The 14,633-nt window shown below is 67.9% G+C and carries 15 protein-coding genes; 5 read left to right on the top strand and 10 right to left on the bottom strand.

Going from position 1 to position 14,633, the window contains the following annotated elements; translation table 11 throughout:
- Positions 1–32 precede the first annotated feature (32 nt).
- The 3 genes from ACWDXS_RS17705 to lysX form a co-directional block, all read right to left on the bottom strand.
- Positions 33–653, bottom strand: coding sequence for a histidine phosphatase family protein (locus ACWDXS_RS17705; protein WP_387446010.1), 621 nt, complete (start codon positions 651–653; stop codon positions 33–35).
- Between the two features lie 118 nt (positions 654–771).
- A complete protein-coding gene (locus ACWDXS_RS17710; RefSeq protein WP_378989413.1) occupies positions 772–1,089 on the bottom strand; it encodes a hypothetical protein in 318 nt (105 codons plus the stop codon).
- Between the two features lie 162 nt (positions 1,090–1,251).
- A complete protein-coding gene (gene lysX / locus ACWDXS_RS17715; protein ID WP_387446009.1) occupies positions 1,252–4,560 on the bottom strand; it encodes a bifunctional lysylphosphatidylglycerol synthetase/lysine--tRNA ligase LysX in 3,309 nt (1,102 codons plus the stop codon).
- A gap of 121 nt (positions 4,561–4,681) precedes the next feature.
- On the opposite strand from lysX, the gene ACWDXS_RS17720 reads away from it, so the two are divergent.
- Positions 4,682–4,903, top strand: coding sequence for an RNA-binding S4 domain-containing protein (locus ACWDXS_RS17720; protein ID WP_378989415.1), 222 nt, complete (start codon positions 4,682–4,684; stop codon positions 4,901–4,903).
- A gap of 22 nt (positions 4,904–4,925) precedes the next feature.
- Here the strand turns inward: ACWDXS_RS17720 and rraA are convergent, their stop codons facing one another.
- From rraA to ACWDXS_RS17755, 7 genes are all read right to left on the bottom strand, one after another.
- Positions 4,926–5,414 carry a ribonuclease E activity regulator RraA gene (gene rraA, locus ACWDXS_RS17725; RefSeq protein ID WP_378989416.1) on the bottom strand — a complete coding sequence of 163 codons (489 nt, stop codon included), beginning with the start codon at positions 5,412–5,414 and terminating at the stop codon, positions 4,926–4,928.
- A gap of 46 nt (positions 5,415–5,460) precedes the next feature.
- Positions 5,461–5,916 carry an SRPBCC family protein gene (locus tag ACWDXS_RS17730; RefSeq protein ID WP_378989418.1) on the bottom strand — a complete coding sequence of 152 codons (456 nt, stop codon included), beginning with the start codon at positions 5,914–5,916 and terminating at the stop codon, positions 5,461–5,463.
- Positions 5,917–5,981: 65 nt separating this feature from the next.
- Positions 5,982–6,926, bottom strand: coding sequence for a CopD family protein (locus ACWDXS_RS17735; RefSeq protein WP_449966813.1), 945 nt, complete (start codon positions 6,924–6,926; stop codon positions 5,982–5,984).
- A 6-nt stretch (positions 6,927–6,932) separates the two neighbouring features.
- Positions 6,933–7,457: a copper resistance CopC family protein gene (locus tag ACWDXS_RS17740; RefSeq protein WP_378989420.1), complete on the bottom strand. Its 525-nt coding sequence runs from the start codon at positions 7,455–7,457 to the stop codon at positions 6,933–6,935.
- Positions 7,457–8,110, bottom strand: coding sequence for a YcnI family copper-binding membrane protein (locus ACWDXS_RS17745; RefSeq protein ID WP_379311968.1), 654 nt, complete (start codon positions 8,108–8,110; stop codon positions 7,457–7,459). Before ACWDXS_RS17745 ends, ACWDXS_RS17740 begins: the two co-directional genes overlap by 1 nt.
- 41 nt (positions 8,111–8,151) lie before the next feature.
- Positions 8,152–8,685 (bottom strand): hypothetical protein, encoded by a 534-nt coding sequence (locus tag ACWDXS_RS17750; RefSeq protein WP_449966818.1) that lies wholly within the window; start codon positions 8,683–8,685, stop codon positions 8,152–8,154.
- Between the two features lie 7 nt (positions 8,686–8,692).
- Positions 8,693–9,367, bottom strand: a complete 675-nt coding sequence (locus ACWDXS_RS17755; RefSeq protein WP_378653445.1) for a DUF6474 family protein — start codon at positions 9,365–9,367, stop codon at positions 8,693–8,695.
- Positions 9,368–9,537: 170 nt separating this feature from the next.
- Between ACWDXS_RS17755 and ACWDXS_RS17760 the strand changes: the two genes are divergently transcribed.
- The 4 genes from ACWDXS_RS17760 to ACWDXS_RS17775 all read left to right on the top strand — a co-directional run bounded on the left by ACWDXS_RS17760 (position 9,538) and on the right by ACWDXS_RS17775 (position 14,590).
- Positions 9,538–11,250: a TM0106 family RecB-like putative nuclease gene (locus tag ACWDXS_RS17760; RefSeq protein WP_387446174.1), complete on the top strand. Its 1,713-nt coding sequence runs from the start codon at positions 9,538–9,540 to the stop codon at positions 11,248–11,250.
- Positions 11,251–11,263: 13 nt separating this feature from the next.
- Positions 11,264–13,225, top strand: coding sequence for a molecular chaperone HtpG (gene htpG, locus ACWDXS_RS17765; protein ID WP_378989424.1), 1,962 nt, complete (start codon positions 11,264–11,266; stop codon positions 13,223–13,225).
- Positions 13,226–13,325: 100 nt separating this feature from the next.
- Positions 13,326–13,775 (top strand): GNAT family N-acetyltransferase, encoded by a 450-nt coding sequence (locus ACWDXS_RS17770; protein WP_378989425.1) that lies wholly within the window; start codon positions 13,326–13,328, stop codon positions 13,773–13,775.
- A gap of 8 nt (positions 13,776–13,783) precedes the next feature.
- Positions 13,784–14,590: a class I SAM-dependent methyltransferase gene (locus ACWDXS_RS17775; protein ID WP_379311970.1), complete on the top strand. Its 807-nt coding sequence runs from the start codon at positions 13,784–13,786 to the stop codon at positions 14,588–14,590.
- The last annotated feature ends 43 nt before the right edge of the window (positions 14,591–14,633 follow it).

Here is a 14,633-nt window from a genome sequence, read left to right on the forward strand (position 1 = left end):
TCGCTTCGGCGGTGCCGGGCTCTTTCGTGGATCTAGGGCGTGGTTCGGGACAGGTACCTGGGGAGCAGGTTCCAGACGTGGGCGTTCTCGTTGATGGTGGCGGCGGTGCGGGTGCCGGTGCGGGAGTAGAGGATTCGGGTGATCGAGCAGTAGTCGATCGGGAAGGTGAGGGGGCGGGGGAGGGCCAGGATGTCGGCCAGGAGGACGTTGATGACGCCGCCGTGGGCGAAGGCTACGACGGTGTCGCCGGGAGCTGTGGTGGCGACCAGGGTTTCGACGGCGGTGAGGACTCGCGTGGTGAAGGCGGGGCCGTCGATCTGGTCGGGGAGATGGCCCGCCTTGATGCGGGCGTAGGCGTCGGCGAATTCGGTTTTCGCGTCTTCGATCGGGATGTAGGCGGGTAGGTCGCGGTCGTACTCGGCGAGGTCGTCGATGACGTCGACCGGTAGGTCGCGTGCGGTCGCGGTGGGGAGCGCGGTGTCGCGGGCGCGGCGCTGGGGGCTGCTGACGATGCGAGCGATGTCGTGGGGTGCGAGCGCGGCGGGGACGCGGTCGGCTTGGAGCTTGCCGATGTCGGTGAGGCCGGGGTCGGCGGCGGTGGTGTCGCCGACTACGCGTTCGGGTTGGGCATGACGCACGAGTATCAGCTGCACGGTCAACACTCTGCCCTATCCGCCGGATACCAGGGCTCGGGGCCACCCACAGCCGAAACGGACTCGCGGGGATGCCTCGTCGTCGACCGAGGGTATCGCCGCGAGTCCTCCGGCTAGGTCAGGACTGGCCGTAGGGCGGCTGGCCGTAAGGCGGCTGACCACCCTGCGGGCCGTTGTACGGCGGCTGACCACCGTTGTACGGCGGCTGGTCGCCCTTCTTCTTGTTCTTGAGCAGGAAGATGCCGCCGACGATGAGCACCACGATGATCAGGCAGCAGATGCCGCCGATGATCAGGCCGGAGCTGTTCTTCTTTTTCTTCTTGGCCGCGAGTTCCAGCGCGGTGTTGACTGCGTCCGAGCTCGCCAGGGTGTCGAAACTGCTGGTGAACATGTGCGGATCGACGAGTGTGGCTGTGGTCAGCAAGTCCAGATACATGAAATCCCATCCCGATGTGTTGGTGGTCCGGCATCCTCCCGGTGCCGGAACTCCGAGAGTAACGGTCTCACTGTGGCTTTCGGTTCGAAAGCCTCGCAAGCGCCACACAGAGCATGTGTTGATCGCGAACGCGTCGCGATCCGTATACACCTGTACCCGATTTCACCGCGGTTTCACCAACGGGAACGGCAGCGTCTCACGGATGCTGCGCCCGGTGATCAACATGACCACCCGGTCGACGCCCATCCCGAGTCCGCCGGTGGGCGGCATCGCGTGTTCGAGCGCGGTCAGGAAGTCCTCGTCGAGTTCCATCGCCTCCGGATCGCCACCGGCGGCCAGCATCGACTGCTCGGTGAGCCTGCGCCGCTGGTCCACCGGGTCGGTGAGTTCGCTGTAGGCCGTGCCCAACTCGACGCCCCAGGCCACCAGGTCCCAGCGCTCGGCCACCCCCTCGATGCTGCGGTGCGAGCGGGTGAGCGGGGAGACCGAGGTGGGGAAGTCCAGGTAGAAGGTGGGGTAGGTGGTCTGCGACTCCACCAGGTGCTCGTACATCTCCAGCACCACTTGGCCCGCGTCCCAACCGTGTTGGTAGGCCACGCCCGCCTCGTCGCACAGCTCGCGCAGCCGGGCCAGCTCGGTCCGCGCGGTCACCTCGGCGCCGATCGCCTCGGAGACCGCGCCGTGCACGGTCTTCACCCGCCACTCGCCGGAGATGTCGACGGTGTCGAAGCCGCCGTCGTCGTTGGGCCGCAATGCCACCTCGGCACCGTTGGCGGCCATCGCCGCGTGCTGGATCAGCCTGCGGCACAGGTGCATCATCTGCTGGTAATCGCTGTGCGCCTCATAGGCTTCCAGGATCGTGAACTCGGGATTGTGGCTGAAGTCGACGCCTTCGTTGCGGAAGGTACGGCCGATCTCGAACACCTTCTCCATACCACCGACGCACAGCCGTTTGAGGTAGAGCTCGGGGGCGATGCGCAGGTACAGGTCGAGGTCGTAGGCATTGATGTGGGTGCGGAACGGAGTGGCGTTGGCGCCGCCGTGCACCTGTTGCAGAATCGGCGTCTCCACCTCGAGAAAGCCCCAGACATAGAGCGAATCGCGCAGTGAGTGCAGGACCGCGCTGCGCTTGGCCATCACCTCGCGGGTCTCGGGGTTGATCGCCATGTCCACATAGCGTTGCCGGACCTTGGCTTCCTGATCGGCCAGCCCACGCCACTTGTCGGGCAGCGGATGCAGGCATTTGCCGTTCATCCGCCAGTCCTGCGCGAGCAGTGACAGCTCACCGTTGCGGCTGGCGCCGATCTGCCCGCTCACCTCGATGAGATCGCCCAGGTCGAAGAATTCGGTGAACTCGTTGCTGCGATCGGCGCCCACCCGTTCGCGATCGATCACCAGCTGGATCTCGCCGGTCCAATCGCGAACCAGCGCGAAGATCACGCCGCCGTAGTCGCGAATCCGCAAGAGCCTGCCCGCGATACGCACGGTGGTGCCCTTGGGGCAGCGTCTGGCCTCGGCGATGTCGTGGGTCGGCGGGTAGGCGACCGGATAGGCATCGATGCCCGAAGCCGTGAGCCGGTCGAGTTTGTCCAGGCGCACCCGCACCTGTTCGGGCCTGCGTGGACCCTGTTCGGCGTCGGCGCCCTCCGGTGCGTCCGGTGCGCTGCCGTCGGCGTGCAGGCCGGTGACCGTCGCGGGGACCGCCGCCGTCGTGCCGGTGTGCACGCCCGCGTCGGGCGCCTTGCCGATGCGCGGCAGGAACCCTTCGGCCAGCCCGCTCGCCGTGGCCACCCGCGGCAACTGCCTGCGTTCCTCGAACAGGAAGAACCGCGGCACCCAGCGCGGGTGGTATTTCACGTTCGACCGGTACAGCGCCTCGAGCTGCCACCAGCGCGAGAAGAACAGCAGCACCCCGCGCCAGGCCCGCAGGATCGGACCGGCGCCGATCCGGCCGCCTTCTTCGAACACCGATCGGAACACCGCGAAGTTCAGCGACACCTTGGTGATGCCGTACTGGTCGGAGTTCAGGGCGAGCTGCGAGATCATCAGCTCCATCACGCCGTTCGGGCTCTGCGGGTCGCGGCGCATCAGTTCCAGCGAGACGCCGGTGCGCCCCCACGGGACCAGCGAGAGCATGCCGTGCACGCGGTCGTCGTGGTCCACCGCTTCGACCAGCAGGCAGTCGCCGTCGAGTGGGTCGCCGAGGCGGCCCAGCGCCATCGAGAAGCCGCGCTCGGTCTCGGTATCGCGCCAGGCGTCGGCCCGCGTGACGATTTCGGCGAACTCGGTGGCGGGAATGTCGCGGTGCCTGCGGATCCGCACCTCGAGGCCGTTCTTGCGCAACCGGTTCGCGGCCTGACGCACCTGCTTCATCTCCGGGCCCGCCAGCGAGAACGTGCGGGTGTCGAGGATCGCCTCGTCACCCAGCCGCAGCGCCGACAGGCCCGCCTTGCGGTACGCGGTGGCGCCGAGTTCGCCGGCGCCCATCACGGCCGGCTGCCAGCCGAACCGGTCGGCCTGCTCGAGCCACGCCTGAATCGCCTGTGGCCACGCCTGTTTCGGGCCGATCGGATCGCCACTGGCCAGGCACACACCCAACTCGACGCGATAGGTGATCGCCGCCTTGCCGTTCGGCGCGAACACCACCGCCTTGTCGCGACGGGTCGCGAAGTAGCCGAGTGAGTCCTCGACATCGCTGCTCGCGAGCAGGCCGCGGATCGCCGACTCGTCCAGCGCGGTCATCGCGTTGTCGGCGCGCTGCGAGCGCAACAGCACGACCACCGCGGCCAGCAGCGCGATCGCGCCGAACAGGCCGAGCAGGAAGTTCACCCAGGCTCGCGGATGCCCGTCGAAATGCTCGTTGTTCACCAGCACGGCGGCGGTGACGCGATACACCGCCCACAGCGGACGCTGCACACCCGCCGGCAGCGAACCGGGGAACAGTTCGACCAGGCCCCAGCCGAGCAGGCAGCCGAGCGCGAGCCCGGACACCAGGACACCCAGCGCCTTCCACAGCGCGCCGGGCCGAACCCGGGTGTAGAACTCCTTGCGCGCGGCCACCAGTATCGCGATGACCACCACGTGCACGACGAAGGCGACCAGCGCGTCCACATCGTCGTCGGCGAAGAAGTCCAGGATGTTCGCCACCGCGTACAGCAGCAGGTACACGACCAGCAGCCACCAGGCGATCCGCTTGCGGGCCGCGGTCGCCCCCGCGAGCAAGCCGACGATCAACGCCCATACGAGGCTCGTGTCGGGGGCATCGAAATAGTAGGTGTCCACATAGTGCCGCGGCACCTGCGTGAGGATCCGCAGGCTGGGCGAAACACTCCACAAGAACAGCAGCACCGCGAACACACCGAGGACCAATCCGGCGATGTGCGGTACCTCGGACAACTTGCCGTGCGCGCGATGGGGCACCGGCGTGCGGTCCTCGACGATGGGGTGCTGCTCGGCCTGCGTGGAAGTCACCGATCCAGTGTGCGTCCAATCGAGCCGGAACCGGGTGGCGGTGGCTGCGGCGTGTTCGTCACCACCCGCAACGGCGGGGCCGGTGGTGACCGGTTTCGCGCGACGGGGTAAGTATTAGCGCATGTCGGAACCAGTTGATGTGCCGATCGATGACGCTGTCATCCGGCTCGGGCAATTCCTGAAACTGGCCAACCTGATCGATTCGGGTTCCGAGGCCAAGACGGTGATCGCGCAGGGCTTGGTGCGCGTGAACGACGAAGTGGAGCTACGCCGCGGCAGGCAACTCGAGATCGGCGACATCGTCGTCCTGGCCGGCAACAAAGTACGGGTGTCCGAGGGCTGACCCTCGAACACCCGCGTCGCCGTCAGTCTTCGGCGCGAACGACCACGCCGTCGGAGTCGCTGTAGAGCATCTCGCCCGGCACGAAGGTGATGCCGCCGAACTCGACGGGCACATCCTGCTCGCCGCTGCCGGTCTGGGTGCTCTTGCGCGGGTTGGTGCCCAGTGCCTTCACCCCGATGTCGAGGGTGCGCAGGATCGCGGAGTCGCGCACGGCGCCGTTGACGACCACGCCGGCCCAGCCGTTGTCCACGCCACGGCCGGCGATGATGTCGCCCACCAGCGCGGTGTGCACGCTCGCGCCGCCGTCGACGACGAGCACCTTGCCCTCGCCCGGCCCGCTCAGTGTCTGCTTGACCAGCAGGTTGTCCTGGAAGCAGCGGATCGTGGTGATCCGGCCCGAGAATTCGGCGCGGCCGCCGAACTGGATGAACTGCGTATCGCAGCTACGGATCTCGGGGCCGATCTCGTCGGCCAGATCGGCGGTGGCCACAACATTCGCTGATTCGGTCATGGATCAGATTGTGTCAGGCCCGCCCGGCCGCGCCATTCGTAGGCTCTCAGACCTGCTCGCTGTGTGATTTCTCGATCTCGCGAATGAGCGCGTCGGTGGTGTGCTGAACCGCGATCTTCACGAACGGCTCGATCGTCTTGCCGAGCATCTTGCCCGTGATGCCGCCGCCGACGGAGAAATCGATGTCCGCGTCCACGGTGCACGCGATCTCACCCTTGGGAATGAACCTGAAGGTCGCGACGATCTCGATGCCCTTGATCGACTTGGTGGCGATCAACCGGCCCTCTTCCCAGCCGACGACCTCGACGCGCGAGGTCAGCGACGCGGGGCCGAGCTTCATCTTCCCGTCGAACGTCGCGCCGAGGCCGTCGGTCTGCGCGGTGAGGGGCGTGAAGGATTCGATGCCGTACCAGAACTTCGGCAGATTGCGGTAGTCGTTCATGAACGCGAACGCCGCTTCGGCGGGCGCGGCGCAATCTTCGGCGATCCTCACTTCGGTCATAGCGGCCACTCTAATCGGTGGAATCGAGGCCGAACGGCACTCGACACCGAACGTGATCGAGGTGACTACCCGGTCACGGCCAGCGTCGCTGCCAGGCCGAATGCCACCGCCATCACCAGTACCTCGGCCGCCGCGTTGCGCAGGGAGACCTCGGCGGTCACGCGGTGGTCGCCGGCCTTGGGGACCCAGGATCGACGCCACCACCAGCCCAGCGCGACGAGTACACCCAGGATGATGAGCTTCGCGAGCAGTATCCGTCCGTAGCCGCTGGTCAGCAGCGAGGTGATGCCGCCGAGGCGGACCAGTCCGTTGATCAGGCCGGTGAGCGCGACGACAACGACCAGGGGCGCGGCGAGCCTCGAGTAGTGCGGCAGCGTCGCGGCCCATTCGCCCCGGGTGCGCAGCACCAGGACCATCGCGAGCAGCAGGCCGAGCCACAAGGCGGCGGCGAGTGCGTGGACCGCGGCGAGTACCGAGCCGAACATCTGCTGGGACATGTGCCCGGTGATCGGCCGCAGCGACAGCGCGACCGCCGCGAACACGAGCACCAGATCCGCCGACGCGGTGTCGGGTCTGCGGAAGGCCAGTGCCGAGTAGCAGGCGATCGCACCGGTGCAGAACAGGATCGCGATCCCGATCTGGCCGCCGCTGAGCCTGCCGAGGAAGGTGATGAAATCGCCCGCGTCGAGCTGGGTCACGGCGACGCCGACGATCTCGGCGGCCTCACACACCAGCACGGTGAACTCGGCGGCGAACCAGATACCGGCCAGCGCGGCCAGCGGTCGCCAGGTGACCGTCAGCCGGTCGTTGAGCCGGGGCAGCGCGGCCAGGCCGAGCACCACCGCGCCCACGCCATCGGCGAGCACGCGCGCGAACGCCACCCACGCGAACCCGCCGGAGCTGCGCAATATCCAGGCCAGCACCACCCCGAGCAGCGCGGCGACCACGACCGGCACCAGGACACGCCACTGCCGCAGCGCGGCACCGGGCACCCGGCGACCGGTCGTCATCGTCGACTACTTCTTGCGGCCGGACCGGCCGCCGAGCAACGCCACCGCGAGGCCGGCGCCGAACAGCACCACGCCGCCGGCGATGAACACCCACACGGGCACCCCGCCGTCGCCGCCGTCGTCGGCCGTGTCCGCACCCGGACGCGCGCCCGGCGTGCCGGTGCCCGCCTTGCTCAGCGTGAAAGTCCGCGTGCCGCTCACGGGATGACCGTCGGCCGAGGTGACCCGGAACGCGATCGTGTACTCGCCGACCGGCCCCAGCTCACCCAGTTCCACACTCACACTGCGTCCTTCGACCAGCGCCTTGCCCTTCGACCACAGCCTGCCATCCGGGCCGACCACGGTCAGCGACGGAAAGTTCTGCTGCAGTTCCTCATTGAAGGTGACGCTGGCCCGCGCCGGTCCGGCCTCGACGGTCGAACCGTTCTCGGGAACGCTGCTCACCGCGCCGGAATGCGCACTCGCCGTGCCTGCCGCCGCGAAGGCGCAGGCGAACAGCACCGCGAGCAGGCCGACGAGCATCTTGCGCATCACGACGACCGCCGGGAGCGCACGACCAGGCCGAGGCCGAGCGCGGCGGCGAACAGGCCGAGGGCCAGGCCGATGCCACCCATCCAGCGGGCGACGTCGTCGGTCTCCGACTGGGTCGATTCGCCGGAGGCGACCTGGTGATCGCCGCCCTCGGCGCCGCCCTTCGCGGTCAGCGTGATAACCGGCGCGGGGTGCTCGGGCTCGGCGCCGCCGGTGCTCAGCTGGTTCCAGGCCACGACCTTGCCGTCGCTGTAGGTCTGCTGGGTCGGGAAGTTCACGGTGTCCTGGGTCGGCAGCGGGCCGAGCGAGAGCACGAACCGCTGGAACTGGCCGGGTCCGACACCGGGATTACCCGGATCGGCGGACCACGCTACGGCTACCGTCTCGCCCTTGTCGTTGCGCTCGACTTTCGACGTCCAGCCCGGCATCGGCTCGGTCCGAACACTTTTCAGGTTCGGCACGGTGACGCGCAGCGCGGTGGTGGACGCGGTATCGGATTCGGTCGGCACCTTGAAGGTGGCGACGGTGTACTTGCCCTGGGCGGCGCCCGGAGCGTCGACGGTGACGTGCGCGGCCGCCGAACCGCAGGCAGCGAGGACCAGGCCCGCCGCGAGAGCGGCGGTGCCGGTGCCGCGGGTGATGAAGTTGTGCATGGAATGCCTTGTCGTCCGAAGAATTCTGAGGTGGTCGCGATTCAGGCGAACACCGGCGGTGCGCGCGGACATCGCGCACCCCTCGGACGAGTCCCGCGCGCGACGGCGAGCGGGCCGAACCAGCGAGCGGTCGGGTGGGCAACAGCGAAGGGACTGCCGAGTACAGCCCGAATCACGCTCGACGCAACGAGGTACAGCCGCTCGGCGACGAGAATCAGTGCGGCACAGGCACACGCTGCCACCAGGTGCGCGGCGATCATCGGCAGGCTCGGCAGATGCAGTAGTCCGTGATGGTCGAGTGTCGCCGACAGCGCGAAGTGCCCGGCCCACTGACCACCGATCAACGCGGCGGCCGTGCGCATCGTCGCGGCGTTCGCGAATCGGGCGGAGGGCCCGCGTGGCCCGGTGCCATGGGCGAATATCCCGGCGGTCAGCGAAACCAGCAGCAGCAGTGCGATTTCCGACGACCGCGGCACCCCGCCGCCGCCGATCCCGTGGGCGGCCACCGCCAGCCCGCCCACGAGTACGCCGCAGCCACCACCGCGTAAGCGGGAGGTGAGCTGCGGCGTTGTCACGGCAGGATCAGCGGACGCCGAGGCGGGCGAGCACGTCGTTTTCCAGCACGGACAGCTCGGCCGAGATCGACGCGTGCACGGCCTTGCGACGTGCGGCAGGCATCTGCTCGGCCGTGCGCACGGCCACGTTCAGATCGGCCATGCGCGAGCGGGCCGCTTCGACGAACTTCGTGGTGTCGGCATCGCCCGCCTTGTCGGCGGCGATCTTGTCGAGGGCTTCTTCGGTGTTGGTGATGCGGGCCTGCAGGCGCGCTCCGTGCCCGCTGAACTCGCTCAGCTGGTCCATGCCGATACCGAGCTGCTGGGCCTTGCGCGCGTCGAGCTGCCCGCGCACCATCGTCGCGCCGCGGTAGGCCAGCGGGGCGAGTACCGGGATCAGGACCCGGGCCACGCCGATGTACTTGCGGATCTGGCTCGCGCTGAACAGTTCGCGATCGGCCTTCGCGGCCGCCTTCTGCGCGGCCTTCTCCTCGGCCTGCAGGGTCGCGATCTGCGCCTTGGCCACCTTGTCGGCCGTGCGTGCCTGAGCCTTGGCCGCACGCCGGGTGACGCGCTCGCCCGCCTTGGCCGCCTTGCGCTCGTTCTTGGCGCTCAGCTTCGCCTCCACCGCGGCTTTGTGCTTGAGTGCTTTCGCCTCAGCGCGTCGGCTCGGCCGCCGCTTCCGCTTGCTGAACAACCCCATGGGATCAGGCCCTCCGTCATGCTCGCCAAGTCATGAGGCAGGACCGCCTTCAAGCGGCCTGCCGTTCTTCGTAGCGTAGTGGGATGAGGGTAGCGATTGGGCATTGTGTCGGGGGTAAGGCCCATACTGCTTGCGTGCGTGCAGCCGAGGACGACTTCGACGGCGGGCCGGTGCGTAGCCCGGTCCCCGCTTCCGCTGCGGATTTCCGCATCGCCTTCCTGGACGCGCGTTCACTGATCGGATGCAGGCATCGCCTGCGCCTCGATGCCGAGAATCCGGGCGTGCTCGCCGAGGTGCGCGAGGATCCGGGCGTGCAGCAGCGGCGCGACGCCGCCACCGCCCATCGCACCAAGGTCCGCGACGAACTGGTCGCGGCCGCCCCCGCCGACTGGGTGGTGATCGACCCGGACCTGCGTGGCGCCGCCAAGGCCGCGGCGACGATGGCCGCCATCGAGGCGGGCGCCCCGCGCATCTGGGGCGGGCTGCTGCCCCAGGAAGCCGACACCGGGCGACGCGGCGGTGTCGAGATCCTGCTGCGCGACGACGATCGTGGCGGTTATATCCCGATCATCGTGGTCAACCACAAGGTCACCGACCCGCGCAGGCCCGACCCGGCCGATTTCCACCCACTGACCTCGGACCTGTTCCGCTGGCAGCCCCGCCGCGACAAGCACGTGAAACTGCGCCCGCAGCCGCGCGACCAGCAGCGCCTGGCCCACCTGTACCGCATGTTGCAGCGCTACGGAATGGCGAGCCCCGCCCTGATCGGCGGCGCGATCGGCCTGGTCAGCGACCGCATCCTGGTGCACGATCTGACGAACGTGCTGGCCGATTACGACCAGCGCTACGCCGACCGTATCGCGGTGGTGCGCGGCGAACTGCCGACCCAGCCGTCGAAGGTGCCCGAGTGCAGGCAGTGCCCGTGGTGGGTGCGCGGGCCCGACGCGCAGCGACCGGCGGGCCCGGAGGCGGTAGCGGAGCGTGACCACGCAGGGCCCTCGGGAGCGCAGCAGTCAGGCACAGCCGAGCCGAGTTGTGAGGCCACACTGGCGCAGATGCGGGATGTGAGCCTGGTCGCGCCGGGTTCGCGGGCCGACGTGCTGCGCCTGCACGGGATCGAAACGGTCGACGAGCTGGCCGCGTGGGAAGGCGACGATCCCGACGACTGGCAGCACGGACCGTTCGCCGAAACCGTCGTCACCGCACGCGCCTGGATCGACGGCGCCCCGCTCGTGCGCCGGTTCGAGCAGGTCAGCGTGCGTCGCGCCGATGTGGAGATCGACGTCGACCTGGAGAGTTACCAGGAGGACGGCGCCTACCTGTGGGGCACCCTGCTCGACGACGTCTACCGCCCGTTCGTCACCTGGGATCCGCTGCCCACCGAGGACGAGGGCCGCTCGTTCGGCGAGTTCTGGACCTGGCTGATGGAGCGGCGCGCCGAAGCCCACGCCCAGGGCAAAACCTTCGCGGCCTACTGCTATTCGCGAACCGCCGAGGACAAGTGGCTCTACGAATCGGCCCGCCGGTTCGCCGGCCGCCCCGGCGTGCCTACCCACGAGGAAGTGCGCGCGTTCGTCGACTCCAAGGAATGGGTCGACATGTTCCAGGCCGTCACCGAGCAGTTCATCTGCCCGAACGGCAAGGGGCTCAAGAAGATCGCGCCGGTCGCCGGGTTCGGCTGGCGTGATCCGGAAGCGGGCGGTGAGGCGTCGATGGGCTGGTACCGCCGGGCCGTCGGTTACGACGACGACATCGACATGTCGCAGCGCACCCGCCTGTTCGTCTACAACGAAGACGATGTCCGCGCCACCCAGGTGCTGCGCGATTGGATGTCGAAGCGGGCCGTAGCCGAGGTTCCCTCACTGGCCGATTTCGGACGGTAATAACATCGGGGGCGTGACTGAGCAGCACGTCGAAACCCTCGAGTTCCAGGCCGAAACCCACCAGCTCCTCGAGCTGATGATCCACTCGGTCTACTCCAACAAAGACACCTTCCTGCGGGAGCTGATCTCGAACGCTTCCGATGCGCTGGACAAGCTCAAACTTGCCGCTTACCAGGACAAAGACCTGGGCGCAGACACCTCCGACCTGCACATCGAGCTGGAGGTCGACCAGGACAAGCGAGTCCTGACCGTCCGCGACAACGGCATCGGCATGTCCCGCGCCGAAGTGATCGACCTGATCGGCACCCTCGCCAAATCCGGCACCGCCGACCTGCGCCGCAAGCTCACCGAGGCCAAGTCCGACGCCGCCGCCGAGGAGCTGATCGGCCAGTTCGGCATCGGCTTCTACTCCACGTTCATGGTCGCCGACAAGGTCGTCCTCACCACCCGCAAGGCGGGCGAGACCGAAGGCACCCGCTGGGAAGCCGCCGCGGGCAGCTCCACCTACTCCATCGACACCGTCGCCGACGCACCGCAGGGCACCTCGGTGACCCTCGAGCTCAAGCCCGCCGACGAAGACGATCACCTCTTCGATTACACGCAGGAATGGAAGCTGCGCGAGATCGTCCGCAAGTACTCCGACTTCATCGCCTGGCCGATCCGCATGCAGGTCGAGCGCACGGTGACCGAAGGGGAAGGCGAGGACAAGGTCGAGAAGACCGTCGTCGAGGACCAGATCCTCAACTCGCAGAAGGCGTTGTGGACGCGACCGCGCAGCGAGGTGAGCGACGAGGAATACAAGGAGTTCTACCACCACGTCAGCCACGCCTGGGACGAGCCGCTCGAGATCATCCCGATGAAGGCCGAAGGCACCTTCGAATACCAAGCGCTGCTGTTCGTTCCGTCGATCGCGCCGTTCGACCTGTTCACCCGTGAGCACAAGCGCGGTGTGCAGCTCTACGTGCGTCGCGTGTTCATCATGGACAACTGCGAAGAACTGATGCCGGAGTACCTGCGTTTCGTCAAGGGCGTCGTCGACGCCCAGGACCTCTCGCTCAACGTCTCGCGCGAGATCCTGCAGCAGGACCGCCAGATCCAGATGATCCGCAAGCGCCTGGTGAAGAAGGTGCTGTCCACGGTCAAGGACATGCAGGGCGCCGAGGACCAGACCAAGTACCAGACGTTCTGGGCGCAGTTCGGCCGAGTCCTCAAGGAGGGCTTGCTCTCCGATACCGACAACCGCGAAACCCTGCTCACCGTCTCGTCTTTCGCCTCCACGGCCTCGGAGTCCGAGCTCACCACGCTCGCGCAGTACGTGGAGCGGATGAAGGACGGGCAGGACTCGATCTACTACATGACCGGCGAAAGCCGTGCGCAGGTGGAGAATTCGCCGCACCTGGAAGCCTTCACGGCCAAGGGTCGCGAGGTGCTGATCCTCACCGATCCGGTCGACGAGATGTGGGTCGGTTCGGTGCCGGAATTCCAGGGCAAGACCTTCCAGTCCATCGCCAAGGGCGAGGTCGACCTGGAAACCGAGGACGAGAAGAAGGAAACCGAAGCCCTGCGCGAACAGCAGGACAAGGACTTCGGTGACCTGCTCACCTGGCTCGGCGGCACGCTCACCGACGTCGCCAAGGAAGTCCGCCTCACCAACCGTCTCACCACCTCGCCCGCCTGCCTGGTCGGTGACGTCTACGACTTCACCCCCATGCTCGAGCGCATGTACCGGGCCTCGGGCCAGGCCCTGCCGGAGTCCAAGCGCATCCTCGAGCTCAACCCGGCCCACCCCCTGGTGACGGGCCTGCGCGACGCCTACGACGCCCGCAAGTCCGACGCGGACGAAGGCAAGGTCCCCGAGCTCGCCGAAACCGCCGAGCTCCTCTACGGCACAGCGGTTCTCGCCGAGGGCGGCGAACTCAAGGACCCCGCCCGCTTCGCCCAGCTGCTGACCGAACGCCTGACCCGCACCGTCTGATCTGGAAATACTGAACTGCCCGCTGCCGTTTCGGTGGCGGGCAGTTTTGTTCACCTGCAATTCTGGTGCTGACTGGTCACATCGGGGTCACCATGGAGTGATGGTGGGGCACGAGATTCGTCGCGCAAGACCCGGCGACTACGACAGCATCATCGGCGTGGTCGACAACTGGTGGGGAAGAGCGGCCGTCCACAACCTTCCCCGCATGTTCCTCGACCACTTCCATCGCACCAGCCTGATCGCCTCCGACGACAACGGAATCTCCGGTTTCCTGGTGGGTTTCGGCTCACCTTCCGACCCCTACACGGCCTACATCCATTTCGTCGCCGTCCGCCCGGATGCTCGCAAAGCCGGCCTGGGCAGAACCCTCTACGAAGCGTTCTTCACCATCGCCCGCTCCGACAACCGCACCGTCGTCACCGCGATAACCTCGCCCGCCAATTACACCTCGATCGACTTCCACCGCAGCCTCGGTTTCGCGGTCGCAGGCCCCATCCCGGACTACAACGGCCCCGGCCGCGCCCTGATCACCTTCTCCCGCCCGGTATGAATGTTGTTATGTCAGAACAGTTGTCCTCCGATGTTCGTCCGTGGGACCTCGTCGCCGAGGGATATGCCGAGACCGGTGCGACCGTGCTCGCGCCCTTCGCCGCGCACGCACTCGAATACGTCACTCTCAGCTCGGAATCGGAGATCGTCGACATCGCGGCGGGTACCGGGTTGCTGAGCATCGCCGCCGCCGAGCTCGGTGCCCGAGTGCAGGCCATCGATCTCTCGCCGTCGATGATCGACCAGCTGGTCGCGGCGGCCGCCGACCACCCCACGGTCACCGCGCAGGTCGGCGACGGACAGGCCCTGCCCTACGAAGACAACCGATTCGACGCGGGCTTCTCCCTGTTCGGGCTGATGTTCTTCCCCGACCGGCCCGAGGGCTTCGCCGAGCTGTGCCGCGTCCTGCGCCCCGGCGCCACCGCGGTGGTCGCCGCCTGGGCGCCCGCGGCCGAATCCTCCCTCATGCGAGCGTTGTTCGGCGCCCTGACCGCGGCGGACCCGACAGCCACACTCCCGCAACCGGATTCGCGCAGCCTCCAGAATCCCCGAGTGTTCGGCGCGGAGATGCGCGCGGCGGGCCTGCTCGACGTGCGGATCGAGCAGCACACCGCCGAGCTCTGCTACCCGGACGCCACCACCCTGTGGGAATCCCTGACCCGCAGCAGCGCGCCGCTGGCTGTCGTGAGAGACGAAGTGGGCGAGGAGGAATGGCAGCGCCGCAGCGAAGCGGCCATCGCCCACCTCACCGTCACCTACCGCCCGAACACCCCGCTGCGCACCACCGCCCTCTTCGGCATCGGTACCGCACCCTGAGACGCCGACGGCGCCCTGCCCGGGTGGGCAGAGCGCCGTGTGG

The sequence above is a fragment of the Nocardia sp. NPDC003183 genome, assembly GCF_053590715.1.

Coding starts and splice junctions, on each gene's coding strand:
- ACWDXS_RS17710 (WP_378989413.1), bottom strand. CDS start 1,089: ATGTATCTGGACTTGCTGACCACAGCCACACTCGTCGATCCGCACATG.
- ACWDXS_RS17720 (WP_378989415.1), top strand. CDS start 4,682: ATGTCGGAACCAGTTGATGTGCCGATCGATGACGCTGTCATCCGGCTC.
- rraA (WP_378989416.1), bottom strand. CDS start 5,414: ATGACCGAATCAGCGAATGTTGTGGCCACCGCCGATCTGGCCGACGAG.
- ACWDXS_RS17730 (WP_378989418.1), bottom strand. CDS start 5,916: ATGACCGAAGTGAGGATCGCCGAAGATTGCGCCGCGCCCGCCGAAGCG.
- ACWDXS_RS17735 (WP_449966813.1), bottom strand. CDS start 6,926: ATGACGACCGGTCGCCGGGTGCCCGGTGCCGCGCTGCGGCAGTGGCGT.
- ACWDXS_RS17740 (WP_378989420.1), bottom strand. CDS start 7,457: ATGCGCAAGATGCTCGTCGGCCTGCTCGCGGTGCTGTTCGCCTGCGCC.
- ACWDXS_RS17745 (WP_379311968.1), bottom strand. CDS start 8,110: ATGCACAACTTCATCACCCGCGGCACCGGCACCGCCGCTCTCGCGGCG.
- ACWDXS_RS17755 (WP_378653445.1), bottom strand. CDS start 9,367: ATGGGGTTGTTCAGCAAGCGGAAGCGGCGGCCGAGCCGACGCGCTGAG.
- ACWDXS_RS17770 (WP_378989425.1), top strand. CDS start 13,326: ATGGTGGGGCACGAGATTCGTCGCGCAAGACCCGGCGACTACGACAGC.
- ACWDXS_RS17775 (WP_379311970.1), top strand. CDS start 13,784: ATGTCAGAACAGTTGTCCTCCGATGTTCGTCCGTGGGACCTCGTCGCC.